The sequence below is a fragment of the Aeromicrobium sp. UBA7512 genome, from assembly GCF_002476985.1.
Classification (GTDB): Bacteria; Actinomycetota; Actinomycetes; order Propionibacteriales; family Nocardioidaceae; genus Aeromicrobium; species Aeromicrobium phoceense.
This window is the reverse complement of record NZ_DLNK01000007.1, coordinates 393709-410693: the sequence shown is the minus strand read 5'-3', so window position 1 is coordinate 410693 and position 16985 is coordinate 393709. Positions and strand designations below refer to the sequence as shown.

16 protein-coding genes are annotated in these 16985 nt (G+C 70.1%); 11 read left to right on the top strand and 5 right to left on the bottom strand.

The features are described from left to right. Positions 1–41 precede the first annotated feature (41 nt). Together B2363_RS12845 and B2363_RS12840 are read right to left on the bottom strand one after the other, a co-directional pair. The gene (locus B2363_RS12845; protein WP_181753595.1) at positions 42–1142 is read right to left on the bottom strand and encodes an inositol-3-phosphate synthase; all 1101 of its coding nucleotides are present in this window, start codon (positions 1140–1142) and stop codon (positions 42–44) included. A gap of 7 nt (positions 1143–1149) precedes the next feature. Continuing rightward, positions 1150–1731, bottom strand: a complete 582-nt coding sequence (locus B2363_RS12840; protein ID WP_181753597.1) for a PadR family transcriptional regulator — start codon at positions 1729–1731, stop codon at positions 1150–1152. 166 nt (positions 1732–1897) lie between these two features. On the opposite strand from B2363_RS12840, the gene B2363_RS12835 reads away from it, so the two are divergent. Beyond that, positions 1898–4087, top strand: coding sequence for a transglycosylase domain-containing protein (locus tag B2363_RS12835; RefSeq protein WP_286930688.1), 2190 nt, complete (start codon positions 1898–1900; stop codon positions 4085–4087). A 12-nt stretch (positions 4088–4099) separates the two neighbouring features. Here the strand turns inward: B2363_RS12835 and B2363_RS12830 are convergent, their stop codons facing one another. Further along, positions 4100–5134, bottom strand: coding sequence for an alanine racemase (locus tag B2363_RS12830; protein WP_286930687.1), 1035 nt, complete (start codon positions 5132–5134; stop codon positions 4100–4102). Between the two features lie 56 nt (positions 5135–5190). Continuing rightward, positions 5191–6303: a lipid II:glycine glycyltransferase FemX gene (locus B2363_RS12825; protein WP_286930686.1), complete on the bottom strand. Its 1113-nt coding sequence runs from the start codon at positions 6301–6303 to the stop codon at positions 5191–5193. Between the two features lie 112 nt (positions 6304–6415). On the opposite strand from B2363_RS12825, the gene B2363_RS12820 reads away from it, so the two are divergent. Beyond that, a complete protein-coding gene (locus B2363_RS12820) occupies positions 6416–7306 on the top strand; it encodes a siderophore-interacting protein (RefSeq protein WP_286930685.1) in 891 nt (296 codons plus the stop codon). Between the two features lie 12 nt (positions 7307–7318). Here the strand turns inward: B2363_RS12820 and B2363_RS12815 are convergent, their stop codons facing one another. Further along, positions 7319–7753 (bottom strand): HNH endonuclease, encoded by a 435-nt coding sequence (locus B2363_RS12815; RefSeq protein ID WP_181753607.1) that lies wholly within the window; start codon positions 7751–7753, stop codon positions 7319–7321. Between the two features lie 158 nt (positions 7754–7911). Between B2363_RS12815 and B2363_RS12810 the strand changes: the two genes are divergently transcribed. The 9 genes from B2363_RS12810 to rpsR all read left to right on the top strand — a co-directional run bounded on the left by B2363_RS12810 (position 7912) and on the right by rpsR (position 16978). Further along, complete coding sequence (locus B2363_RS12810; protein ID WP_376785980.1) at positions 7912–9387, top strand: circularly permuted type 2 ATP-grasp protein; 1476 nt, start codon at positions 7912–7914, stop codon at positions 9385–9387. Further along, complete coding sequence (locus B2363_RS12805; protein ID WP_181753608.1) at positions 9387–10313, top strand: alpha-E domain-containing protein; 927 nt, start codon at positions 9387–9389, stop codon at positions 10311–10313. Before B2363_RS12810 ends, B2363_RS12805 begins: the two co-directional genes overlap by 1 nt. 8 nt (positions 10314–10321) lie before the next feature. Then, positions 10322–11152, top strand: coding sequence for a transglutaminase family protein (locus B2363_RS12800; RefSeq protein WP_286930683.1), 831 nt, complete (start codon positions 10322–10324; stop codon positions 11150–11152). A gap of 40 nt (positions 11153–11192) precedes the next feature. Then, entirely contained in the window at positions 11193–12266 is a 1074-nt protein-coding gene (gene mgrA, locus B2363_RS12795; protein ID WP_286930681.1) for an L-glyceraldehyde 3-phosphate reductase, read from the top strand. A gap of 51 nt (positions 12267–12317) precedes the next feature. Further along, on the top strand, positions 12318–13061 hold the full coding sequence (locus tag B2363_RS12790) for an ABC transporter ATP-binding protein (RefSeq protein ID WP_078699654.1): 744 nt from the start codon (positions 12318–12320) through the stop codon (positions 13059–13061). A 1-nt stretch (position 13062) separates the two neighbouring features. Beyond that, complete coding sequence (locus tag B2363_RS12785) at positions 13063–15621, top strand: ABC transporter permease (protein WP_286930680.1); 2559 nt, start codon at positions 13063–13065, stop codon at positions 15619–15621. A gap of 127 nt (positions 15622–15748) precedes the next feature. Beyond that, positions 15749–16042, top strand: coding sequence for a 30S ribosomal protein S6 (gene rpsF, locus B2363_RS12780; protein ID WP_078701340.1), 294 nt, complete (start codon positions 15749–15751; stop codon positions 16040–16042). Between the two features lie 75 nt (positions 16043–16117). Next, positions 16118–16705, top strand: a complete 588-nt coding sequence (locus tag B2363_RS12775; RefSeq protein ID WP_078699656.1) for a single-stranded DNA-binding protein — start codon at positions 16118–16120, stop codon at positions 16703–16705. 36 nt (positions 16706–16741) lie between these two features. Next, positions 16742–16978, top strand: a complete 237-nt coding sequence (gene rpsR / locus B2363_RS12770; RefSeq protein WP_067861076.1) for a 30S ribosomal protein S18 — start codon at positions 16742–16744, stop codon at positions 16976–16978. Positions 16979–16985 lie beyond the last annotated feature (7 nt).

The following is a 16985-nucleotide window of genomic DNA, read 5'->3' as shown; positions in this document are numbered from 1 at the left end:
GTCCCGAAGGATCCGGTGCGTCTCACAGGTGGTGCTGGAGCTCAGCGCTCCTCGGTGCCCGCGATGAAGGCCTCGAGGCGCTCGCGGCCCTCGTCGTCGGGACGCTGCTCCGGCGGCGACTTCATCAGGTAGGACGAAGCCGAGAGCAGGGCGCCCGAGACGCCACGGTCCTTGGCGATCTTCGCCGCGCGGATGGCGTCGATGATGATGCCGGCCGAGTTCGGCGAGTCCCAGACCTCGAGCTTGTACTCCAGGTTGATGGGCGCATCGCCGAACGCGCGACCCTCGAGGCGCACGTAGGCCCACTTGCGGTCGTCGAGCCACGCCACGTAGTCCGACGGGCCGATGTGGACGTTCTTGTCGTCGACCTTGCCGGCCAGCGAGCCGTGCAGGTTCGAGGTCACGGCCTGGGTCTTGGAGACCTTCTTGGACTCCAGGCGATCACGCTCGAGCATGTTCTTGAAGTCCATGTTGCCGCCGACGTTCAGCTGGTACGTGCGGTCCAGGGCGACGCCCCGGTCCTCGAACAGCTTCGCCATGACGCGGTGCGTGATCGTGGCGCCGACCTGGCTCTTGATGTCGTCGCCGATGATCGGGACGCCGGCGTCCTCGAACTTCTTGGCCCACTCGGGATCCGACGCGATGAACACGGGCAGGGCGTTGACGAACGCGACCTTCGCGTCGATGGCGCACTGCGCGTAGAACTTGTCGGCCTCCTCCGAGCCCACGGGCAGGTAGGAGACGAGCACGTCGGCCTGCGTGTCCTTGAGGACCTGCACGACGTCGACCGGCTCGGCATCGGACTGCTCGATGGTCTCGAGGTAGTACTTGCCCAGGCCGTCGAGCGTCGGACCACGCTGGACCGTCACGCCGAGCGGCGGGACGTCGGTGATCTTGATGGTGTTGTTCTCGCTGGCCTGCGTGGCCTCGGCGAGGTCGAAGCCGACCTTCTTGGCGTCCACGTCGAACGCGGCGACGAACTCCACGTCGTTGACGTGGTACGGGCCGAACTTGACGTGCATGAGCCCGGGGACGTTGCCCTCGGGGTCGGCGTCCTTGTAGTACTCGACGCCCTGGATCAGGGACGTGGCGCAGTTTCCAACGCCGACGATGGCCACGCGGACCTTGTTCTCCGAACTCATGGAGACCTCACTTTTCCTTGTCTGTCGTACTGGTTTCTTCCTGCTCCGTGAACGCGTCGGCGCGTTCACGGTCGATCAACTCGGTCAACCAGTTGATCTCGCGCTCCACTGACTCGAGGCCGTGGCGCTGGAGCTCGCGGGTGTAGGCGTCCATGCGTTCGCGGCGGTGGGCCGCAGCCGTGCGGACGTTGTCGAGGCGCTCCTCGAGACGGGACCGGCGTCCCTCGAGGATGCGCACCCGGGTGGGGGAACTGGTGCGGGCGAACAGTGCGAACCGCACCCCGAAGTTCTCGTCGTCCCAGGCCGAGGGGCCACCGTCCTCGAGCAGGGAGGTGAAGTACTCCTTGCCCTCGGCGGTGAGCCGGTAGACGATGCGCGGGCGCTTGCCGCGCGGCGACGTCTCGGTGTCGGCGGCGATGAACCCGCCACGGGTCAGCTGCTTGAGGCAGGGGTAGAGCGTGCCGTAGGACAGCAGCCGCGTCCAGCCGAGCAGGCCGTTGACGTGCTTGCGCAGCTCGTACCCGTGCATCGGGGAGTCGGCGAGCAGTCCGAGTACGGCCAGCTCCAGTGCTGCTCCGCGTCGTGCCATCGTCGCCTCCCCCCACCGTGACTTCCGTTCGATGCCACGAACGGCTATATCGGTACGATACATCGAGTCAGCGGAAAATCGAGACCCCGACCCGGCCGGTCATGGGTTTCTCAGGAAGTTCCGTCAGACTGTTGCGTTGGTACTCGTCGTCCGGAAGGAACGATTCGTGGCGAAAACTCGCACGAAGAACAAGCAGGGCCGCCTCTCGAGGTTCGCCCGTGGCATCGGTGGGAACGGCTCGTGGCCCATCCGCGTCCTGCGGTGGCTGCTCTTCCTCGCCGTCCTGGGCTTCATCGCCGGGGCGCTGTTGTTCGCGATCCTCTACGCGACCGTGAAGATCCCCGATCCCAACGCGGACTTCCAGACCGAGACCACGAACGTCTACTACTCCGACGGCAAGACCAAGCTCGGCAGCTTCGCCACGCAGAACCGCGAGAGCCTCGAGTACGAGGAGATTCCCGAGGTCATGCGCGACGCGGTCGTGGCCGCCGAGGACCGCACGTTCTGGGAGAACCGCGGCATCGACGTCCGCGGCATCATCCGCGCCGCCCGCAACAACGCGACGAGTGGCCAGATCACCGGCGGCGGCTCCACCATCACGCAGCAGTACGTCAAGATCCTCTACCTGAACCAGGACCGCTCCTACACGCGCAAGGCGAAGGAGGCGATCCTCTCGGTCAAGATCCACAACCAGCTGACGAAGTCCGAGATCCTCGAGGGCTACCTCAACACGATCTATTACGGCAACGGCTCCTACGGCGTCGAGGTCGCCTCGCGCACGTACTTCGGCAAGCCCGCCGCCAAGCTCAACGTCGGCCAGGCCGCCTTCCTGGCCACCGTGATCAACAACCCCTCGTACTTCGACCCCTACGCCGAGGGCGCCAAGGACCGCGTCCTGCCGCGGTACAACTACGTGCTCGACGGCATGGTCAAGCAGGGCTCCATCACGGCCGAGCAGGCCGCCGCCCACAAGGGCAAGTTCCCCAAGTTCAAGAAGCAGCGCGCCAACCAGCGCTTCGAGGGCCCGAAGGGTCACGTGCTGGACCTGGTCCGCAAGCAGATGGCGGCCGAGGGCTTCCTCGACTCCGAGATCGAGGGTGGCGGCCTGCGCGTCGTCACCACGATCGACAAGGACAAGCAGGCCGACGCGGTCGACGCCGTCAAGGAGGTGCGGCCGGAGGGCCTGGACGAGCTGAACACGGCGCTCGTCTCGGTGGAGCCCGGCACGGGCGCGGTCCGCTCGATGTACGGCGGTCCCGACTACCTCAAGAACCAGCTGAACTGGGCCACGCTCGGCACGCAGCCGGGCTCGACGTTCAAGGTCTTCGCGGTCATCGCGGCGCTCGAGAACGGCTACAGCCTCCAGACGAGCCTCAACGGCAACGCGCCCCTGAGGATCGGTGACGCCGAGATCCAGAACCAGGGCGACTCCGGAGGTCGGTCCTACGGACGGATCAACCTCGAGCGCGCGACCGAGTTCTCGGTCAACACCGCGTTCGTCGACCTCACCGACCAGATGAAGGACGGCGAGGAGAAGATCATCGAGGCGGCCGGCGAGGCCGGCCTGCCCGAGTCCACGCTCGAGCGGATCGATCCGGTCATCGGCGTCTCGCTCGGCTACGCCCCCGTGGCGCCGATCGACATGGCCAACGCCTACGCCACGATCGCGGCCGAGGGCAAGCGCGCCGACTGGTACGTCATCGAGCGCGTGAACGACCGCAACGGCGCCCGCGTGTTCAAGCACAACGTCGCCACGACGCAGGCCATCGACGAGGACGTCGCGGCTGACACGCTGGCCGCGATGCAGACCGTCGTGCGCAGCGGATCGGGCCGGCAGGCCGCCACCTTCTGCCCCACCGCGGGCAAGACGGGCACGGCGACCGCCACCGACGGCGACGGCGACAACGAGCGCGTCTCGTCCTCGTGGTTCGTGGGCGCCACCCCGAAGCTGGCCACGGCGGTCATGTACAACCGCGGCAAGGGCAACGAGGAGCTCGAGGGCTACCTCAACCCGTTCTTCGGTGGCACCTACCCGGCGCAGACCTTCGGCGCGTTCATGAACAGCGCGCTCGAGGGCTCCGAGTGCGGCTCGTTCCCTCCGCGCGCGAACATCAAGGCCGACAAGGGCACGGCCATCTCCAACCCGGTGCCGAAGAAGGAGCCGGAGAAGAAGAAGACCGAGCCCACGAAGCGGCCGACGCAGCCGTCCCCGAAGCCGACGACGCCCGCGCCGACCACGCCGGCTCCGACGACGCCGGCTCCCACGACCCCGCCCCCCTCGTCCGAACCGCCGCCGACCGTCCCCACGCCCGGAGGCGGCGGGGGCGCCGGCGGCGGTGGAGGCGGACGGGACTGAGTCCCGCTCGGCTCAGGCCTCGCGGATCGTGTCGAAGCTGGCGATCGTGTAGCGCACCTGGGCCGGCACGGTGTCGCCCACGGCCGGGACGGTCGCGCCCTCGGGCAGCAGCACCATGCTGGCCTGCATGTGGGGCGGCTCGACGAACCAGCGCAGCTTCCCGTCGATCGTGAACGGCGACAGGGCCAGGCCCGCGGCGGCCAGACCGCCCTTGGCCGCGGCCTTGCTGCGACCGGCGACGCCGGTCACCGCCCGCGGAGCCTCGAGCCCGATGCCGTGGCTCGTGCCGCCGGCGATCACCAGCACGTGGCCGGCGCGGGGGACGCGGCCCTGGCGGTAGCCGATCCGCTCGCCACGCTGGATGGTGTGCACGTCCATGACGGTGGCGCGGACGCTGAACGTGTCGAGCCGTCCGAGCCACAGGCTCGTGCCCACGCGCGGACGGATGGTCAGCTGAGGCCGCTCGGCGCCCAGCTGTTCGAGCTGGGGACCGGTCAGGTGCGAGCAGAACACCGTGGTCGTCTCCAGCGCTGAGGTCTCCAGGACCGCGCACCACATCCGCGCCTCGTCGAGGTTCCCGCCGGTCATCGGCAGGTGCATCGCGAAGCCCTCCACCACGAGCCCCGCCTCGGCGATGGCGCGGGCGGCCTCGGTGAGGCGGTGCCGGTCGAAGCCGTGACGCGCCATGGAGGTCTCGATCTCGACCAGGACGCGGGCGCCGGGCAGCCGGGCGGCGAGCGCCGGGATGTCCTCGAGACGTCCGAGCGTGTGCACGACGCGCGAGTCGGCGACGCGGCGGGAGAACGGGCGCCACGGCGTCAGCACCTGCACGTCACCGGTGAAGGCGCCGAGCAGCTCGTCGGCCTCCTCGTAGGTGCCCGCGGCGATGGTCTCCAGTCCCAGCCCGCCTGCCTCGCGGGCGAGCCGCTGGCGGCCGAGCCCGTAGCCGTTCCCCTTGATCACCGGGACCAAGCCCGGCAGCGCGGCGTGGGTCGTGGCCAGGTGGGCGCGCCAGTCGGCGGCACGGATCTCGAGGTCGAACGCCATGGCCCCATCATTCCCGACCTGACCCGAGCGGCCGCCCTCGGCCGGCGCGGTCCGGGTCAGCCGCGGCGCTTCATGTAGGCCGTGAACGCGGCGTACAGCGGGCGGTTCAGCGGCAGGTCCCACTCGCCGAGGTACTCCACGGCCTCGCCACCGGTGCCGACCTTGAACTGCAGCAGGCCCACGTGGGAGTCGTCGGTGTCGAGGGTGTCGGTGATGCCGCGCAGGTCGTAGACCTCGGCACCGCCGGCGAGCGCGTCGCGCATCATCTGCCACTGCACCGCGTTCGAGCCGCGGACCTCGCGCTTCGCGGTGGTGGAGGCGCCGTAGGAGTACCAGGCGTGGGTGCCGACCTGCACGAGCGTGGTGGCGGCGACGAGGTCGCCCTCGTGACGGGCCAGGTAGAGGCGCAGGCGCTGCGGGTCCTCGGCGGTCATCGCGTCCCACATCGTCTGGAAGTACGAGAGCGGCCGCGGCGTGAAGTGGTCGCGCTCGGCGGTCTCGACGTACACGCGGTGGAACTCGGCGAGGTCGTCGCGGGTGCCCAGGGTGACCTCGACGCCCTGCTTGGCGGCCTTGCGGATGTTGCGGCGCCACAGCTGGTTCATGCCGGCCAGGACGTCATCCTCGGTGCGGCCGGCGAGCGGCACCTGGAAGTTGTACTTGGGCTGGCCGGCGGAGAAGCCGCCCTCGGCCGCCTGCTCGCGCCAGCCGAGGGAGCGGAGCTGCTGGGCCACGGCGAGCGCCGCGTCGTCGGTGTGGTCGGCCGGGACGTCGCCGAGCCGGGTCAGGACGTCGTCGGCGAGGGCAGCCTTGAGGGTGGCTGCCTCCCAGCGACGGGTCACCAGGGCCGGTCCCATGCGGATGCCGAATGCCCCGTTGGCCTTGAGGTGGGCGCTCATCGCGCCGAGCGCCTCAGGCACGTCGTGGCTCCAGTCGAGCACGGGGCCCTCGGGCAGGTAGGCCAGGTAGCGCTTCAGCTTCGGCACCTGCCGGTACAGCACGAGACCGGCGCCGACGAGCTCGTCGCCGCGGAACCAGCCGATCGACTCGCCCCGCCACTCGGACTTCACCGCCGCCCACGCGGGGGTCTGCAGGAAACTCGCCGAACCGCGCGAGGCGACGAACGCCAGGTGCTGTTCGGCTCCGATGGTCCGTACGTGCAGGGTCACGGCTCGAGGCTATCCAACGATGTTTGTTAGGCTGGCCTAACGCAGTACCCCGGACGTGCCTGGAGGCCGATCCGGGCCGGGCCGCCCGGCGGCCGAGCATCGGAGGATCCCAGTGAAGACCTTTGTCGCGACCGTCCTCGGTCGACGCGTCCTGACCCCGCACCTCGTCTCGATCACCCTCGGGGACATCGACGAGTGGCAGTCCACCGGCATCCCCGACGAGTACGTGCGCCTGCTGCTGCCGCCGCGTCCCGACGCCCCGGTCGTCCTGCCCGAGATCGGCGAGGACTGGTCGGTCACGTACCCCGAGGGCGCCGAGGAGCTGGTGCCGCGGGTCTACACGATCTCCGACCACCGCATCGTCGACGGCCGGGTCCGCGTGGACGTCGACGTCGCGCTGCACGACCACGGGGTCGGCTCCGACTGGGCGCGCACGTGCGAGCCCGGCGACCGCGTCGGCCTGCTCGAGCCGCACGGCCTCTACCGCCCGCCGGCCGACGCCACCGAGCAGGTGTTCGTGTGCGACCTGACCGGCGTCCCGGCGCTCGCGCGGATCCTGCGCGGCCTCGCGCCCGGCGTCCGGGCCGACGTGCACGTGGTGGTCAAGGACGCGTCCGACGAGGTCCCGCTGCCCTCGACCGCGGACGTGACGGTGCAGTGGCAGGTCGTCGAGAACGACCACGACATCCCCGACGCCCTCGAGGCCGCCCTCCGCGCGCGTGACCTGCCCGCCGATCCGACGGGTCGCTACGTCTGGCTCGCGGGCGAGGCTCGCGCCGGCCGTGCCGCCCGCAAGCTGCTGCGCCGCGACCTCGGCTGGCCGCAGGCCTCCTTCTACACGTGCGGCTACTGGCAGATCGACGCCGAGAAGTGGAACGCCCGCTACGAGAAGGTCGCCGAGCAGGTCCAGGCCAAGGCGATGGAGGCCTACCAGCGCGCCGGCGAGGACGAGGGCGCCTACCTCGACGAGCTCGACGACATCTACGAGTCCGTCGGCCTCTGACCGATTCCCCGGTCAGGCGACCCAGGACGTGGGCCGCGCCGGGGTGATGAGCAGTGGCATGCCGGCCTCGGCGGGGGTGCGGTTGCCCTTCTTGTGGTTGCAGCGCAGGCAGGCGGCCACGGCGTTCTCCCACGTGAGCCCGCCGCCGCGCGAGCGCGGGACGATGTGGTCGACGGTCTCGGCCGAGCCGCCGCAGTAGGCGCACCGGCGGTCGCGGGCCTTGATCGCGCTCTTGGTGCACAGGTGGCTGCGCCGGTGCATCCAGCGCGCCACGACGTAGCGCACCAGGCGCAGGACCCGGGGCCGCGGGAACGGGCCGAACGAGTCGTCGGCCGCCTCCTCGATGACCGCCACCTCGCGCACCAGCATCTTGATGGCGTGGCGCAGGGACACGCGCTGCAGTGGTTCGTAGCTCGCGTTGAGCACCAAGACGTCACCTGCGGTCATGGGCGCGCCCCTTTCCGCTACGAAGCGTAACCGCGCGAGAGGCCATTTCGGGAGCGTCGGCGGCCGAAACGTGCAAGTGACAATCCGCCCCTAAGGTGGAGTCCGTGACCCAGGCGCAACTGTTCGAGGGATACGGACCCGTCGCGGGCTTTGACGAGATGTACGGCGACGAGGGTCTGCGCGACCTCTACTCCTCCGTCCACGCGGCCTTCGGGAAGATGCCTCCCGAGGAGGTCCGCCAGCGCGCCGACGGGCTCGCGTCGTCGTACCTCGAGCAGGGCATCACCTTCGGCGTGGCCGGCGAGGAGCGTCCCTTCCCGCTCGACATCGTGCCCCGCATCATCGAGGCGGATGCGTGGGACGAGGTGGAGTCCGGCGTGAAGCAGCGCGTCAAGGCGCTCGAGGCGTTCCTGGCCGACGCGTACGGCGCGGGTGAGCTGTTCCGCGACGGCGTGGTCCCGCGCGAGACCGTCGTCACCTCCAGCCACTACCACCGCGTCGTCGCCGGGATCGACCCCGCGAACGGCGTGCGCATCCACGTCTCGGGCATCGACCTGATCCGCGACGGCGCCGGCGACTTCCGCGTCCTGGAGGACAACGCGCGCGTGCCGTCGGGCGTCTCCTACGTCATGACGAACCGCCGCGCGATGTCGAGCGGCCTGCCCGAGGTCTTCGCCGACCACCGCATCCGCCCCGTGGCGCGCTACTCGCGCCAGCTGCTGTCGGCGCTGCGCGCCGCGGCGCCCGCGGGCGTCAGCGAGCCCACCGTCGTGGTGCTGACGCCGGGCGTCTACAACTCGGCCTACTTCGAGCACACCCTCCTGGCGCGCACGATGGGCGTCGAGCTGGTGGAGGGCCGCGACCTGGTCTGCCACGGCGGCCGCGTCATGATGCGCACCACCGACGGGCTGGCCCCGGTGCACGTCATCTACCGCCGCATCGACGACGACTTCCTCGACCCGCTGGCGTTCCGCGCCGACTCCTCGCTCGGCGTCCCCGGCCTCATCAACGCCGCGCGGGCCGGCAACGTCACGATCGCGAACGCGGTCGGCAACGGTGTGGCCGACGACAAGCTGCTCTACACCTACGTGCCCGACCTGATCCGGTACTACCTCCACGAGGAGCCGATCCTGCGCAACGTCGACACGTGGCGCTGCGGCGACGACGAGCAGCGCGAGGAGGTCCTCGACCGGCTCCATGAGCTCGTGCTCAAGCCCGTCGACGGCTCCGGCGGCAAGGGCATCGTCATCGGCCCGGCGGCCACCAGCGAGGAGCTCGACGAGCTGCGCGCCAAGGTGATCGCCGCGCCCCGCGACTGGATCGCCCAGCCGGTGATCTCGCTGTCCACCGTCCCCACGCTCGTCGAGGACGGGATCCGTCCCCGCCACGTCGACCTGCGCCCGTTCGCGGTCAACGACGGCGACGACGTGTGGGTGCTGCCCGGCGGCCTCACCCGCGTCGCGCTGCCCGAGGGCGAGCTCATCGTGAACTCCAGCCGCGGTGGCGGATCGAAGGACACGTGGGTGCTGGCCCGGCCCACCGAGCCGATCGAGGAGCCCGACGACGACCTCGACCCGGTCACCCAGACCCAGACGATGGCGCCCATCAACGCGCCGCTGAGGGGTGAGGGCTGATGCTCAGCCGGATCGGCGAGTCCCTCTTCTGGATCGGCCGCTACCTCGAGCGCGCCGACGACACGGCGCGCCTGCTCGACGTGCAGATGCAGATGCTGGTCGAGGACCCCGCCATCGACGAGGTCACCAGCTGCCAGCAGCTCTTCGCGGTGATGGGCATCGAGGGCTTCGAGGGCGTGCCGAACCGCTGGTCGATGCTCGACCTGCTCGCCTACGACCAGAAGTCATCGAGCTCGATCGCTTCGGTCATCGGGTCGATGCGTGAGGCCGCCCGCAGTGCCCGCGAGACGCTGTCCACCGACGTCTGGTCCGCGATCAACACGACCTGGCAGGGCGTCCCGGCAGCCACCTCGATGCGTCCGGCGGAGATGTTCAACTGGGTCCGCCGGCGCACCGCGATGATCGCCGGCACGGCCGACGACTCCATGCCCCGCGACCAGGGCTGGTACTTCTACGTGCTGGGCCGCAACATCGAGCGCACCGACATGACCGCGCGCCTGCTGTCCACCGCGGCCAGCGCCGGGGCGTCGGGCATCGCCTGGCAGAACACGCTGCGTGCGTGCGGCGGCTACGAGAGCTTCCTGCGGACGTACCGCGGCATCGAGCGCGACAGCGCCTCGGCCGAGTACCTGCTGCTCGACCGCTGGTTCCCGCGGTCGCTGATCTCCAGCCTGAGCGAGGCCGAGCGCGCGCTGACCCGGCTCGACGTCACCGGACGCCGCGCGGGCTTCTCCGACGAGGCGCTGCGCCTGCTCGGACGGGCCCGCACCGAGATCGAGTACCGTCCGCTGAACGAGATCCTCGAGACCATGCCGGTCGAGATGGAGCGCCTGCAGCGCGCCTGCTCGGCCGCGAGCGACGCGATCACCGCGCGCTACTTCGCCCAGGAGGACTGGCACAGCTGGAGAGGACGGGTGTCGCTGTGAGCTTGAGGATGAGGGTCCGCCATGCGACCACGTACACGTACTCCGAGCCCACCGTGGCCTCCTACAGCGAGGCCCGGCTGACGCCGCAGACCACCGCCCACCAGTACGTGCGGCGCACGCGCCTGGAGATCGCGCCCACCGCGTGGTCGCAGGAGTACCGCGACTACTGGGGCGCCACCGTGACGGCGTTCGAGGTCACCGAGCCTCACGACGAGCTCACGGTCGTGGCCACCTCGGTGGTCGACACGGCCGACCCCGCCGAGCCCGGCGAGTCGATCGGCTGGGACGCCCTCGACCCGAACACCCTCGACCGCTACTGCGAGTTCGTGCACCAGCAGGACAAGGTGCGTCCCGCGCCGTCGCTCGTGACCGAGCTCGACGCGATCCGCGCCGACGCCCCCACCCCGGGCGCCTACGTCGAGCGGGTGGTGGAGCTGCTGCGCACCCGCGTCACGCGGCTCGTCGCCGCCACCCACGTCAGCGCCACCTCCGAAGAGGCGTGGGAGACCGGCCGGGGCGTCACGCACGACATCACGCACATCGCGATCGGCGCCCTGCGCCACGTGAACATCCCGGCGCGCTTCGTGGCCGGCTACGTCCACCCCGAGGCCGACCCGCAGGTCGACGCCCCGGTCGCGGCCGAGCCGCACGCGTGGCTCGAGTGGTGGGACGGTCGCTGGGTGGGCTGGGACGTCACGAACGGCGAGGCCCCCGGCGAGCGCCACATCGTGGTCTCGCGCGGACGCGACTTCGACGACAACCCCAACCTGCGCGGCATCTACTCCACCGACGGCGAGGTCAGCACCACCGTCGAGGTCGAGATCACCCGCCTGGCCTGACCCGGTCGCCGGTGTCGTGGGTGCGCCCTACCGTGGACCCATGAGCACCGACTGGACCCGCAACCGCGTTCCCGAGACGAACCGCCCCTGGCAGGCTGACGCCGATCGCTACCAAGGGCTGGAGTACCGCCGCGTGGGCCGGTCGGGGCTGCTGCTGCCGCCGATCAGCCTCGGGCTGTGGTGGAACTTCGGTGACAACCGCACCTTCGACACGCAGCGTGAGGTGCTCCGTCACGCGTTCGACCTCGGCATCACGCACTTCGACCTGGCCAACAACTACGGCCCTCCGTACGGCTCGGCCGAGGAGAACTTCGGCCGGATGATGCGCGGCGACTTCGCCCCCTACCGCGACGAGCTGGTCATCTCCACCAAGGCCGGCTGGGACATGTGGCCCGGCCCCTACGGGTTCCTGGGCTCGCGCAAGTACCTGCTGTCCAGCCTCGACGCGTCACTCCAGCGGATGGGCCTGGACCACGTCGACATCTTCTACTCGCACCGGGCCGATCCCGACACCCCGGTGGAGGAGACGGTCGGCGCGCTCGACACCGCCGTGCGCCAGGGCAAGGCGCTCTACGTGGGCATCTCGTCCTACTCGGCCGAGCGCACCCGCCGGGCCGCGGAGGTCGCGGCCGACCTCGGCACACCGCTCGTGATCCACCAGCCCGCCTACTCGATGGTGAACCGCTGGGTCGAGGACGAGCTCCTCGACACCCTCGAGGACACCGGCATGGGATCGATCGCCTTCACGCCGCTGGCGCAGGGCCTGCTGACCGACCGCTACCTCGGCGACGAGCCGGTCGAGCGCTCCGGCGGACGGTCGTCCTTCGACGACTCCGTGGTCGAGGCGAACCGCGACCGCCTCCGGGGCCTGGCCGACGTGGCCCGCGAGCGCGGGCAGTCCCTGGCCCAGCTCGCGATCGCGTGGGTGCTGCGTCCGGGAGCGGCCACCTCGGCCCTCATCGGCGCCTCCAGCACGAAGCAGCTCGACGAGAACGTGGCCGCCGCGGCGAACACCGACTTCACCGCCGAGGAGCTCGAGCGGATCGACGAGCTGGTCGGACACGACGCCGACGCCCGGGTCGATCTGTGGGGTGGTTCGGCTCACATCGTGTAACTCTGAGTGACCCCGTGCCGGAACTCAGGTTTTCTCGCCTAGGCTCTGCCCATGGAGAAGACCGTCGCGGCGCACGCGCACGAGCTGACGAAGACCTACGGCAAGGGCGATGCGCAGGTCCGTGCGCTCGACGGAGTCTCACTGGAGATCTACGAGGGTGAGTTCACCGCCGTCATGGGTCCGTCGGGCTCGGGCAAGTCCACGCTCATGCACTGCATGGCCGCGCTGGACACTCCCGACGGCGGCCGCGTGACGATCGGACCCACCACGCTGGCCAAGCTCGACGACAAGGCGCTCACCGTGATGCGGCGCGAGAAGATCGGCTTCGTCTTCCAGGCCTTCAACCTGGTGCCCACGCTGACGGCCGAGGAGAACATCCTGCTGCCGCTGTCGATCGCCGGCCGCAAGCCCGACGAGAAGTGGTACCGCAACGTCATCGACGCCGTCGGCCTCGCCGACCGACTCAAGCACCGCCCCAACGAGATGTCGGGCGGCCAGCAGCAGCGCGTGGCCTGCGCTCGCGCGCTCGTCAGCCGACCCTCGATCGTGTTCGCCGACGAGCCCACCGGAAACCTCGACTCCACGTCGGGCGCCGAGGTGCTCTCGTTCCTGCGTCGCAGCGTCGACGAGTTCGGCCAGACGATCGTCATGGTGACCCACGACCCCGTCGCGGCCAGCTACACCGACCGCGTGGTCTACCTCGCCGACGGCCGCGTGGTCTCCGAGCTGCGTCACCCCACGGCGGAGAAGGTGCTGGAGCGCATGAGCGTGGTGCAGCGCCGGATCGGCGCGTGACGTGCGCCGAGTCACCTGGCGCAACCTCGTAGCCCGCAAGGTCCGCCTCTTCCTGAGCGCCTTCGCGATCGTGCTGGGCATCGCGTTCCTCTCCGGATCGCTCGTGTTCACCGACACGATCGGCAAGAGCTTCGACCAGATCGCGCTGGGCACCGTCACCGACGTCGCCGTGCGCCCGCAGACCGGCGAGGGCGACGCGGTCGCGATGAGCGTCAACCGGGAGGCACGCACCATCCCGGCCTCGGTCGTCGGCCAGGTCGCGGCGCTGCCCGACGTGGCGCGCGCCGAAGGTGCCGTCAACGGCGGTGGCCTCTTCGTGGTCAAGAAGAACAACCGGCTCCTCGGCGGCACGGGCGCCCCGACCATCGCGCTCAACGCGGGCCCGGCCGACCCGATCCCCAACGCCGCGGGCGAGCAGATGCTGAGCTGGAACGGCGGCCGCCCTCCCGCGAAGGAGGGGGAGATCGCGCTCGACGCGCGCTCGGCCGAGGTCGCCGGCTACCGCATCGGCGACACCGCCAAGATCGCGCTGCCCAGCGACCCGCCGATCCTCAAGGCCGAGCTGGTCGGCATCTTCGACTTCACCTCCGGCGGCCTGGCCGGCGCGACGCTCGTGATGTTCGACGACGTGAGCGCCCAGAAGTACTTCCTCGATGGCCAGGACGCGTACAGCGTCATCCAGGTCGAGGCCAAGCCCGGAGCCACGCAGCAGCAGGTCGCCGACCAGGTCGCGGAGGTCATCCCGGAGGGGACCGAGGCGGTCACCGGCGACTTCGTCGCGCAGGAGTCCAAGGACCTCTTCGACCAGCTGCTCGGCTTCCTCAACACCTTCCTGCTCGTGTTCGCCGGCATCGCCCTCGTGGTGGGCACGTTCCTCATCGTCAACACGTTCTCGATCCTGGTCGCGCAGCGCAGCCGCGAGCTGGCCCTGCTGCGGGCCCTCGGCGCGTCCCGCCGACAGGTGAGCCGGTCGGTGCTGACCGAGGCCTTCGTCATCGGCATCATCGGCTCCACGCTGGGACTGGCGCTGGGCTTCGCCCTGGCGATGCTGCTCAAGGTGCTGTTCAGCAACTTCGGGCTCGACCTGTCGGGCACCGCCCTGGTGTTCCGGACACGCACGATCGTGCTCGCCTACGTCGTGGGCGTGCTCGTGACGATGCTCGCCGCGTGGATCCCGGCGCGCCGGGCGGCGCGGGTGCCGCCGGTGGCCGCGATGCGCGACGAGATCGCGATGCCCGAGTCGTCGCTGCGGTGGCGACTCGTGCTGGCGCTGCTCTTCGGCCTCGTCGGCGCCGGGGCGATGGCGGCCGGCTCGTGGCTCGACGTCCCCCAGCCGATCGCCTGGGTCGGTGCCGGCATCTTCTGCGTGCTCATGGCCGTGGCGCTCGGCAGCCCGATCATCGCGACCCCCGTGCTCGCGGTCTTCGGTGCGCTGTACCGGCTGCTGTACAAGTCGGTCGGCAAGCTGGCCGCGCAGAACGCCCGCCGCAACCCGCGGCGCACGGCGGCCACGGCCTCGGCGCTGATGATCGGCCTGGCGCTCGTCACCACGATGTCGATCCTGGGCGCCTCCATCAACAAGTCGATCGACGCCGGCGTCGATCGCGAGTTCTCCGCCGACTTCGTGATCCAGAACGTGAGCGGGCAGCCGTTCTCGCCGGAGATCTCCAAGAAGGTCTCCGAGGTGCCCGGTGTCGCGGGCGTCGCTCCCGTGCAGGCGATCGTGTTCCGCGCCGACGGCTCGCAGGTCTTCGCGTCGGCCACCGACCCGGTGCAGCTGGGCTCGGTCTTCGACCTCGACTACACCGCGGGAGAGGCCCCGGCGGCGGACGGCACGATCGCCCTGAGCGAGTCGCTCGCCGAGTCGCTCGGCCGCACCGTGGGCGACGTCGTCGAGCTGTCGTTCAGCACGGGCAAGGTCGAGGGCACGGTCACCGGCGTCTACTCCGACAGCAACATCGTCGGCCAGGCGGTCGTGCCGCTGTCCACCGTCACCACGGCGGGCATCAAGCGCGGCGACACGACGCTGGCGCTCAACGCCGAGCCGGGCACGGGCACGCGCACGGTGCGCGCCAACCTCGAGCGCGCGGTGGGCGAGAACCCCACGATCGTCGTCCAGGACAAGGAGAGCTATGCCGAGGCGCAGCGCTCGCAGGTCAACACCCTGCTCTACCTGATCTACGCCCTGCTCGGCCTGGCGATCGTGATCGCGGTGCTCGGCATCATCAACACGCTGGCGCTGAGCGTCATCGAGCGCACGCGCGAGATCGGCCTGCTGCGTGCCGTGGGGCTCACGCGTCCCCAGCTGCGCCGGATGGTGCGCCTGGAGTCGGTGGCGATCGCGATCCTCGGTGCCGTCCTCGGCATCGGCGCGGGCCTGCTCTTCGGCATCGCGCTGCAGCGGTCGTTCGCCGACGACGGCATCAGCGACCTGGCGATCCCGTCAGGCTCCCTGGCGGTGTTCGTGGTGGTGTCGGCGCTCGTGGGCGTCCTCGCGGCGGTGCTGCCCGCGCGGCGTGCGGCGAAGCTCGACGTCCTGCGCGCCATCACGGGCGAGTAACGGTCGACCGTCGGATTGGTCCGGAACGACGGGCCGCTGCTAGACTCGTGAGGTTGCCGTTCGAGGCAACACCCTCCTGTGACGGAAAGCCCGTCACCGCTCAGTCCAAAGGAGATCCGCAGTGTCACTGCGCAAGTACGAAGTCATGGTCATCCTCGACGCCGACATCGATGAGCGTTCCGTCGAGAAGAGCCTCTCGACCTACCTCAACAACACGGTCGTCGCCGACGGCGGCTCGGTCGATGCGATCGACGTCTGGGGCAAGCGCCGTCTCGCCTACGAGATCAACAAGAAGTCCGAGGGCATCTACGCCGTCGTCGGTCTGTCCGCCGAGCCCGCCTCGGTCAAGGAGCTGGACCGTCAGCTCTCCCTGAACGAGTCCGTCGTCCGTACGAAGGTCACGCGTCCCGACGTGAAGTGATTCTGTGGACGGAGTGATTCCGTCCCCCGAATCCGACACACTCGTCGCGAGAGCACCTCGAGAGAAGGCTGATCCATGGCAGGCGAAACCACCATCACCCTCGTCGGCAACCTGACCCGCGACCCCGAACTGCGTTTCACGCCGTCGGGCGCGGCAGTCGCCGACTTCACCGTCGCGTCCACCGCGCGCACGTTCGACCGTCAGACGAACGAGTGGAAGGACGGCGACACGCTGTTCATCCGCTGCTCGGCCTGGCGCCAGCTGGCCGAGAACGTCGCCGGCTCGCTGACCAAGGGCACCCGCGTCATCGTGACCGGTGCGCTGAAGGTCCGTGAGTACGAGCGTCAGGACGGCGGTCGTGGCACGAGCGTCGAGATGACGGTCGACGAGGTCGGCCCGTCGTTGCGCAACGCCACCGCACAGGTCACCCGCACGTCGGGTGGCGGCGGCGGCCAGGGCGGCTTCGGCGGTAACAACTCCGGAGGCTTCGGCGGCAACGCCGGCGGCAACTCCGGAGGTTTCGGTGGCGGCCAGCAGGGCGGTCAGCAGTCCGATGCCAGCGCGTGGGCCCAGCCCTCCGCGCCGCAGCAGCCTTCCGGGGGCAACGACCCCTGGGGCGGCGGCGGCAACGCCGGCGGCTCCAACGACGAGCCCCCCTTCTGATCCATCACACGTAGCAAGAACATTTCCAGGAGCATCATGGCCAAGCCCGTTGTCCGGAAGCCGAAGAAGAAGAGCAACCCGCTCGCGGCCGCCGGCGTCACCACCATCGATTACAAGGACACTGCGCTGCTGCGCAAGTTCATCTCGGACCGCGGCAAGATCCGCGCCCGTCGCGTCACCGGCGTCTCCGTCCAGGAGCAGCGCCAGATCGCCAAGGCGATCAAGAACGCGCGCGAGATGGCGCTGCTGCCCTACACGTCCAGCGGTCGCTGAGTCAGGA

Excerpts from the sequence above, each read along its gene's own strand:
- mgrA (WP_286930681.1), top strand. The coding sequence starts at position 11,193 with ATGAGCACCGACTGGACCCGCAACCGCGTTCCCGAGACGAACCGCCCC.
- B2363_RS12775 (WP_078699656.1), top strand. The coding sequence starts at position 16,118 with ATGGCAGGCGAAACCACCATCACCCTCGTCGGCAACCTGACCCGCGAC.
- B2363_RS12800 (WP_286930683.1), top strand. The coding sequence starts at position 10,322 with ATGAGGGTCCGCCATGCGACCACGTACACGTACTCCGAGCCCACCGTG.
- B2363_RS12805 (WP_181753608.1), top strand. The coding sequence starts at position 9,387 with ATGCTCAGCCGGATCGGCGAGTCCCTCTTCTGGATCGGCCGCTACCTC.
- B2363_RS12790 (WP_078699654.1), top strand. The coding sequence starts at position 12,318 with ATGGAGAAGACCGTCGCGGCGCACGCGCACGAGCTGACGAAGACCTAC.
- B2363_RS12845 (WP_181753595.1), bottom strand. The coding sequence starts at position 1,142 with ATGAGTTCGGAGAACAAGGTCCGCGTGGCCATCGTCGGCGTTGGAAAC.
- rpsR (WP_067861076.1), top strand. The coding sequence starts at position 16,742 with ATGGCCAAGCCCGTTGTCCGGAAGCCGAAGAAGAAGAGCAACCCGCTC.
- B2363_RS12810 (WP_376785980.1), top strand. The coding sequence starts at position 7,912 with ATGTACGGCGACGAGGGTCTGCGCGACCTCTACTCCTCCGTCCACGCG.
- B2363_RS12840 (WP_181753597.1), bottom strand. The coding sequence starts at position 1,731 with ATGGCACGACGCGGAGCAGCACTGGAGCTGGCCGTACTCGGACTGCTC.
- B2363_RS12830 (WP_286930687.1), bottom strand. The coding sequence starts at position 5,134 with ATGGCGTTCGACCTCGAGATCCGTGCCGCCGACTGGCGCGCCCACCTG.
- B2363_RS12815 (WP_181753607.1), bottom strand. The coding sequence starts at position 7,753 with ATGACCGCAGGTGACGTCTTGGTGCTCAACGCGAGCTACGAACCACTG.